At 74.4% G+C, this 7,865-nt stretch carries 5 protein-coding genes and 1 pseudogene; 4 read left to right on the top strand and 2 right to left on the bottom strand.

Annotation, left to right across the window (positions count from 1 at the left end; genetic code table 11):
- Together VER05_RS17180 and VER05_RS17175 are read right to left on the bottom strand one after the other, a co-directional pair.
- A pseudogene (locus tag VER05_RS17180) lies at positions 1–489 on the bottom strand (hypothetical protein); the annotation flags it as partial.
- Between the two features lie 64 nt (positions 490–553).
- Positions 554–1,309, bottom strand: a complete 756-nt coding sequence (locus tag VER05_RS17175; RefSeq protein ID WP_324846533.1) for a hypothetical protein — start codon at positions 1,307–1,309, stop codon at positions 554–556.
- A 443-nt stretch (positions 1,310–1,752) separates the two neighbouring features.
- Between VER05_RS17175 and ileS the strand changes: the two genes are divergently transcribed.
- From ileS to VER05_RS17155, 4 genes are all read left to right on the top strand, one after another.
- On the top strand, positions 1,753–5,070 hold the full coding sequence (ileS, locus tag VER05_RS17170) for an isoleucine--tRNA ligase (protein WP_324846532.1): 3,318 nt from the start codon (positions 1,753–1,755) through the stop codon (positions 5,068–5,070).
- Complete coding sequence (locus VER05_RS17165) at positions 5,070–6,461, top strand: folylpolyglutamate synthase/dihydrofolate synthase family protein (protein ID WP_324846531.1); 1,392 nt, start codon at positions 5,070–5,072, stop codon at positions 6,459–6,461. The genes ileS and VER05_RS17165 overlap by 1 nt, the downstream gene beginning before the upstream one ends.
- A 150-nt stretch (positions 6,462–6,611) precedes the next feature.
- Positions 6,612–7,607 (top strand): dihydroxyacetone kinase subunit DhaK, encoded by a 996-nt coding sequence (gene dhaK, locus VER05_RS17160; protein ID WP_324846530.1) that lies wholly within the window; start codon positions 6,612–6,614, stop codon positions 7,605–7,607.
- A gap of 61 nt (positions 7,608–7,668) precedes the next feature.
- The coding region (locus VER05_RS17155) for a DAK2 domain-containing protein (RefSeq protein ID WP_324846529.1) at positions 7,669–7,865 on the top strand (197 nt) is incomplete at its 3' end.

Below are 7,865 nucleotides of genomic sequence, written 5' to 3'. Positions count from 1 at the left end.
GGTCCCGGTGAGCAGCACGGCGGAGCCGGTCCCCAGCGCGACTCCGACCCAGGCCGCCGGCCCGAGCCGCCGGTCGCGCGCCAGCCACGGCACGACGGTGAACAGCGCGACCGTGCCCGGCACCCAGACCCAGCCGAACGCGCCCGCCAGCCAGCCGAGCGCCGGGGCGCCCGGCCGGGACGCGGCGAACGCGCCCCAGGCGCCGCCGACCGCCGACACCCCGCCGGCGACGCCGGTCAGCGCGACGAGCCAGCCGACCGGGTGCCGGCGGCGGGACAAGATGACCGCGCCCACCGTCCCGTAGACGGCCGCGACCGTCACGTCGACCGCGGTGAACAGCAGGTCCCCGGCGGACATCCCGCCGCCGGCGGCGACGTGCAGCACGGCGGCGGTCCCGGCGAGCAGCCACGCGACCAGGGCGATCGCGAGCGCCACCCCGGGCACCCCGTCGCGCGCCACGTCGCGCGCGCCCGAACCCTCCCGGTCCATGGCGCCACCGTAGGGGCAAACCACCGCAGAACGGGAGGTTCGGGCGCGTTCGCCGCGCCGAGGGTCACCGGCGGTCGCCGACGGCGAAGCCGATCGCGGTCACCAGCAGCCAGAGCGGCCCGGTGAACCCGGCCATGTACTGCAGCGGCGAGATGCCGAGCAGCAGCGTGAGCCCGCCGAGCACCGCGCCGACCCAGCCGAGCCACCGCGGCGCCGCCGCGTGCCGGAGGGCCGCGACGGCCACCGCGACGCCGGACAGCCCGGCCCCGACCCAGAGCCACGGGATCGTCGCGATCCAGTCGCTGAAGAACGCGCCCGACTCCGGGACGATCAGGTCCGTGTCGGCGAGCCCGAACATGAACTGCGTGTCGAGCCCCGACCCGAGCAGCCCCGCGACCGCCACCAGCAGCAGCCCGCCGGCGGCGACCGACGGCAGCAGGCTCCCGGCCGGCGCCTGCTGGGCGAGTCGCCGGGACAGCCCCGCGGCGAACACGACCACCAGGAGCGCCGAGACGATCGTCGCGGTGTGGAACAGCAGCAGCGTCGCCGTGCGACCGGACAGGTCGGCGATGATCGCGTCCGCGTCGCCGGCGGTCTGCTCCCAGTTGATCCCGAGCGCCATCGAGGCCTGGATGCCGACCAGGCCGGTCAGCCCGGCGGCGGTGCCGGCGAGCGCCCAGCCGCGGGGCTGGGGCCGGACCCGGGTCGAGGCGGCCGGAGTCGCGGGAGCCGCCCCCGTCGCGCCGGTGCCGCCCCCTGCGGCGGCACCGGCGCCGGGCGCGCGACCGGCGGTCGTGGGCGGGGTGTCGTGCGTGGTCATGTCGAGCCCTCCGTGTCGGGGAGGCCCGGTGCCTCCGCCGGGCACGACGCTGGGCCGGGCGGCGTCCCGGGCGGAAGGGCGCAGGGCCCGGGTCGTCGGGCGATCGGCCCGGGCGGGGTATCCCGGTGCGGTCCGCTGGACGCCGTCGATACACTGGGGTCCACAGGCACCGATCCGGCCATCACCGGGGAGCCTCCGGAAGAACAGGGCGAGCCGCAGCACGCACGCGGCGGACCCCCAGTAGAACCGGACGGGGCAGGCCCGTCACAGCCGCAGCGAAGAGTGGTCGCGCGCCGGCCCCGCACCAGCGGGACAGGCGATCGGCAAGCGGGGTGGTACCGCGGTGCGCACCGGGCGAGAGCCGGGCGGGCGTCGTCCCCGTGGATCCGCCACCGCACCGCGAGCCCGCGAGGGCCCGCCGACCACCAGGAGCGCCATCCGCCATGGCCTATCCGCTGCACCGCACCCCCTCCGGGAAGCACGCCGCCCCGGTCGCGCCCGGCGCGTCCTTCGGCCTGCCCGCCTCCCCGGACCTGCCCGCGCTCGAGAAGGACGTCCTCGCGTACTGGGAGTCCGACGGCACGTTCCAGGCGTCGATCGACGCCCGCGACGCCGGCCAGGACGGCGCCAACGAGTTCGTGTTCTACGACGGCCCGCCGTTCGCGAACGGCCTGCCGCACTACGGCCACCTGCTGACCGGGTACGCCAAGGACATCGTCGGCCGGTACCAGACGCAGCGGGGCCGCCGCGTCGAGCGCCGGTTCGGCTGGGACACGCACGGCCTGCCGGCGGAGCTCGAGGCGGAGCGGATCCTCGGCATCACCGACAAGTCCCAGATCGAGGAGATGGGCATCAAGGCGTTCAACGACGCCTGCCGGACGTCGGTGCTGCGGTACACCGACGAGTGGCAGGTGTACGTGACGCGCCAGGCCCGCTGGGTCGACTTCTCCCGCGACTACAAGACGCTCGACGCGTCCTACATGGAGTCGGTCGTCTGGGCGTTCAAGCGCCTGTACGACAAGGGCTGGGCGTACGAGGGCTACCGCGTGCTGCCGTACTGCTGGAACGACCAGACGCCGCTGTCGAACCACGAGCTGCGGATGGACGACGACGTCTACAAGGACGTCCAGGACCAGACGGTCACGGTCACGTTCCCGCTGACCGGCGAGCGCGCGGCCGAGCTCGGCCTCGACGGCGTCGCCGCCCTCGCCTGGACGACGACCCCGTGGACGCTGCCGACCAACTCGGCGCTCGCGGTCGGGCCCGAGGTCCCCTACGCCGTGGTCCCGGCCGGCCCGAACGGCACGAGCGCGGCGCCCCAGCAGTTCCTCCTCGCCCGCGACCTCGTCAAGGGCTACGCCAAGGACCTCGGCTACGACTCCGCCGAGGACGCCCTGGCCGCGGTGACCCGCGAGGTCCGCGGCGCCGACCTGGCCGGCGTCCGGTACGAGCGGCTGTTCGACTACCTGGCGGACCAGCCGGGCATGGCCGAGCACGGTTTCCAGATCCTGCTCGCCGACTACGTCACGACCGAGGACGGCACCGGCGTGGTGCACCAGGCCCCGGCCTACGGCGAGGTCGACCAGGAGACCTGCGAGGCGGTCGGCATCCCGACGGTGCTGAGCGTCGACGAGGGCGGGAAGTTCACGTCCCTGGTCCCGGACTTCGAGGGCCAGCAGGTGTTCGACGCGAACAAGCCGATCACCCAGCGCCTGCGCGCCGACGGCCGGTTGCTGCGCCAGGCGTCGTACGTGCACTCGTACCCGCACTGCTGGCGCTGCCGGAAGCCGCTCATCTACAAGGCCGTGTCGTCCTGGTTCGTGAAGGTCACGGCCTTCCGCGACCGGATGGTGGAGCTGAACCAGGACATCGCCTGGGTGCCGGAGCACATCAAGGACGGTCAGTTCGGCAACTGGCTGGCGAACGCGCGCGACTGGTCGGTGTCCCGCAACCGGTACTGGGGCACGCCGATCCCGGTGTGGGTGAGCGACGACCCGGCGCACCCGCGCATCGACGTGTACGGCTCGTTCGCCGAGCTGGAGGCCGACTTCGGCCGGCTGCCGCTGAACGACGCCGGCGAGCCGGACCTGCACCGGCCGTTCATCGACGACCTGACCCGCCCGAACCCGGACGACCCGACCGGGCGCTCGACCATGCGCCGGATCCCGGACGTGCTCGACGTGTGGTTCGACTCCGGGTCGATGCCGTACGCCCAGGTGCACTACCCGTTCGAGAACGCGGACTGGTTCGAGCACCACTACCCGGGCGACTTCATCACGGAGTACATCGGGCAGACCCGCGGCTGGTTCTACCTGCTGCACGTGCTGGCGACCGCGCTGTTCGACCGCCCCGCGTTCCGCACCTCCGTCTCGCACGGCATCGTGCTGGGCTCGGACGGCCGCAAGATGAGCAAGTCGCTGCGGAACTACCCGGACGTCAACGAGGTGTTCGACCGCGACGGCTCGGACGCGATGCGCTGGTTCCTCATGGCGTCGCCGATCCTGCGCGGCGGCAACCTGGTCGTCACCGAGGAGGGCATCCGCTCGGAGGTCCGCCAGGTGCTGCTCCCGCTGTGGAGCACCTGGTACTTCTTCGCGCTGTACGCCAACGCCGCGAACGACGGGACCGGGCTCACGGCCGGCCGGGTCACGCCCGACACCCCGGTCACCACCATGGACCGGTACGTGCTGGCCCGGACGCGCAGGCTGGTCGAGGACGTCACGGCGCAGCTCGACGCGTACGACGTGCCGGGCGCCTGCGAGACGGTCCGCGTGCACCTGGACCTGCTGACCAACTGGTACGTCCGCACCCAGCGGGACCGGTTCTGGTCCGAGGACCAGGCGGCGTTCGACACGCTGTGGACGTCGCTCGAGACGCTGACCCGGGTCATGGCGCCGCTGGCGCCGCTGCTCTCCGAGGAGGTGTGGCGCGGCCTGACCGGCGACCGTTCGGTGCACCTGACCGACTGGCCGACCCTGGGCGACGGCTCGGCGGACGACCGGGCGCTCGCGGCCGACGACGACCTGGTCGCCGCGGTCGACGGCGTGCGCGAGGCCGTGTCCGCGGCCCTGGCGCTGCGCAAGGCGAACGGCCTGCGCGTCCGCCAGCCGCTGAGCGAGCTGCGCGTCGCCACGGCGACCCCGGAGGCGCTGGCCCCGTTCGCGGACCTGCTCGCCGCCGAGCTCAACGTCAAGCACGTCGCGCTGTCGACCGTCGAGGAGGCCGCCGCGGGCGGCGTCGCGGTCCGCAGCAACCTCGCGGTGAACGCCCGCGCCGCCGGCCCGCGCCTGGGCCGCGGCGTCCAGGCCGTGATCCGCGCGGCCAAGGCCGGCGACTGGTCGACCGACGCCGAGGGCACCGTGGTCGTGCGCACCGACGACGGCGACGTCCCGATGCAGCCGTCCGAGTACGAGCTCACGACCGCGATCGACGTCAGCACCGCCGACGGCGAGGCCCCGACCCTGGCCGCCGGCGTGCTGCCCTCGGGCGGGTTCGTGGTCCTGGACCTGGCGCTGGACGAGGCGCTGCTCGCCGAGGGCTACGCCCGCGACGTGGTCCGCGCGGTGCAGGACGCCCGCAAGGCGGCCGACCTGGTGGTCACCGACCGGATCCGGCTCACGCTGGGCGTCCCGGCGGCGCACCGCGCGGCGGTCGACGCGCACCGGGAGTTCGTCGCGCGGGAGACGCTGGCCACGGAGGTGGTCGTCGAGGGCGCGGACGGCTCCGAGCTCACCGTCGGCGTCGAGCGGGTGTCCGCCTGATGGCCGCCGCGAAGGGCCGCGGGGGAGCGGACCACCAGCGCGACGAGGCGGCCCAGGCCGCCCGGCGGGCCGCCGACGAGGTGTACGCCGGCATCCTCGAGCGGGCGCCCGAGCACGACATCGACCCGACCCTGGACCGGGTCGCGGCGGTGTGCGAGCTGCTGGGCGACCCGCAGAAGGCGTACCGGGTCGTGCACCTCACGGGCACGAACGGCAAGACGTCGACCGCGCGCATGGTCGAGCGGCTGGTGCGCGAGCACGGGCTGCGGACGGGCCGGTTCACCAGCCCGCACCTGCACCGGGTGACCGAGCGGATCGCGGTCGACGGGGAGCCGATCTCCGACGAGGCGTTCGTCGCCACCTGGCAGGACGTCGCGCCGTACGTGCACATGGTGGACGTCCGGGAGCAGGAGGCGGGCCGGCCCCGGCTCAGCTTCTTCGAGGTGTTCGCCGTCATGGCGTTCGCGGCGTTCGCGGACGCCCCGGTGGACGTCGCGGTGATCGAGGTCGGCATGGGCGGGCGCTGGGACGCCACGAACGTCGCCGACGGCGAGGTCGCGGTCATCACCCCGGTCGCCTACGACCACGAGCGCTGGCTCGGGCACACGCTGGTGGAGATCGCCGGGGAGAAGTCGGGGATCGTCAAGGACGGCGCCACCCTCGTGCTGTCCCGGCAGGAGGAGGACGCCGAGGGCGTCATCCTGCACGCCGCGGCGGAGCACGGGGCCCGGGTGGTCCGCGAGGGCGTCGACATCGACGTGGTGGACCGGCAGGTCGCCGTGGGCGGGCAGCTGCTCACGCTCCGCGGCTCCGGCGGCGTCTACACCGACGTGTTCCTGCCGCTGCACGGCGAGCACCAGGCGCACAACGCGCTCGCGGCGCTCGCGGCCGTCGAGGCGCTGATCGCGGGCGGCGGCGCGCTGGACGGGTCGGTGGTCGAGGCGGCCTTCGCCGACGTCGACTCGCCGGGCCGCCTGGAGCTGGTCCGGTCCAGCCCGACCGTGCTCGTCGACGGCGCGCACAACCCCGCCGGGGCCGAGGCGCTGGTCGCGGCGGTCGAGGAGGCGTTCGCGTTCCAGCGGATCGTCGGGGTCGTCGGGTCCATGGCGGACAAGGACCCCGAGGGCATCCTCGCGGTCCTGGAGCCGTACCTGGCCGAGGTCGTCGTCACCCGGGCGTCGAACCCGCGGGCGATGGAGGTCGACGACCTCGCCGAGATCGCGGTCGACGTGTTCGGCGAGGACCGGGTGCACGTCCGGGAGCGGCTCGACGAGGCCGTGACCCTCGCGGCGGACCTCGCCGAGCGCGAGGTGGAGCGCGGCGCGGCCGTGCTGGTGACCGGCTCGATCTACCTGGTGGCCGAGGCGCGCGTGCTGATGGGCCGCGCCTGACGGGTGCCGGGGCGAGCATGCGGCGGGGGTGCACGAACGTGCACCCCCGCCGCACACCGTGCCCTTGACGCCCCGCGACCAGCGCGGCGAGTGTGAGCACTGTCGCGGCGAGGGCGCCGCGGGTCCGGGTGCCGGGAAGGAAGCATCGCCGTGAAGAAGCTCATCAACGACCCCCAGAACGTCGTCGCCGAGTCGGTGGAGGGCTTCGGCCTCGCGCACGCCGACGTCGTCGAGGTGCACACCGACCCGCTGTTCGTCTCCCGCGCCGGCGGCGCCGTCAGCGGCAAGGTCGGCCTCGTGTCCGGCGGCGGCTCCGGCCACGAGCCGCTGCACGCCGGGTTCGTCGGGGACGGGATGCTCGACGCCGCCGTGCCGGGCGCCATGTTCACCTCGCCCACCCCGGACCAGATCGCCCCCGCGTTCGCCGCGGCCGACGGCGGCGCCGGCGTGCTCGCGATCGTCAAGAACTACACGGGCGACGTGCTCAACTTCGAGACCGCCGCCGAGCTGGCGGACGCCGACGACCTCACCGTGCGCACCGTGGTGGTGAACGACGACGTCGCCGTCGAGGACTCGCTGTACACCGCCGGGCGCCGCGGGGTCGCGGGCACCGTGGCGGTCGAGAAGATCGCCGGCGCGGCCGCCGCCCGGGGCGACGACCTGGACGCCGTCGTCGCGGTGGCCGAGAAGGTGGTCGCGAACGTCCGGTCGATGGGCGTCGCGCTCACCGCGTGCACCGTCCCGCACGCCGGCAAGCCGTCGTTCGACCTGCCGGACGACGAGCTCGAGATCGGCATCGGCATCCACGGCGAGCCGGGCCGGCGCCGGATCAAGGCCGCCCCCGCCGACGAGATCACCGAGATGCTGCTGACCCCGGTGGCCGACGACCTCGGCCTCGCGTCGGGGGAGCAGGTGCTGCTGTTCGTCAACGGCATGGGCGGCACACCGCAGTCGGAGCTCTACGTCGTCTATCGTCAGGCACGCAGGCTGCTCGAGGGCCGCGGGGTCCAGGTGACCCGGTCGCTCGTGGGCAACTATGTGACATCACTGGAGATGCAGGGCGCCTCGGTCACTGTCCTCCGGTTGGACGACGAGCTCACCGCGCTCTGGGACGCGCCGGTGCGCACGGCCGCGCTGCACTGGTAGCCGGCCCGCCGCCCTCCCGGCGGCGTGGTCGCGGGTCCGACGGCGGAGGTGGGAACGGGACATGACGGGCTCTCTGGACGCGGGCTGGGCGGTCGCCTGGGTGCGGCGCACGGCGCAGGTGGTCGCCGAGCACCGGGAGGAGCTCATCGAGCTCGACCGGCAGATCGGCGACGGCGACCACGGCGAGAACCTCAACCGGGGGTTCACCGCCGTGACGGCCAAGCTGGACGCGCTGGACGCCCCGCCGGGCGACGTCGG

Source organism: Cellulomonas sp., assembly GCF_035634735.1.
In the GTDB taxonomy this organism is placed as follows: domain Bacteria; phylum Actinomycetota; class Actinomycetes; order Actinomycetales; family Cellulomonadaceae; genus Cellulomonas.
The sequence above is the reverse complement of the archived record's forward strand: the minus strand, read 5'-3'. Positions and strand labels throughout refer to the sequence as shown.

Coding starts and splice junctions, on each gene's coding strand:
- VER05_RS17175 (WP_324846533.1), bottom strand. CDS start 1,309: ATGACCACGCACGACACCCCGCCCACGACCGCCGGTCGCGCGCCCGGC.
- ileS (WP_324846532.1), top strand. CDS start 1,753: ATGGCCTATCCGCTGCACCGCACCCCCTCCGGGAAGCACGCCGCCCCG.
- VER05_RS17165 (WP_324846531.1), top strand. CDS start 5,070: ATGGCCGCCGCGAAGGGCCGCGGGGGAGCGGACCACCAGCGCGACGAG.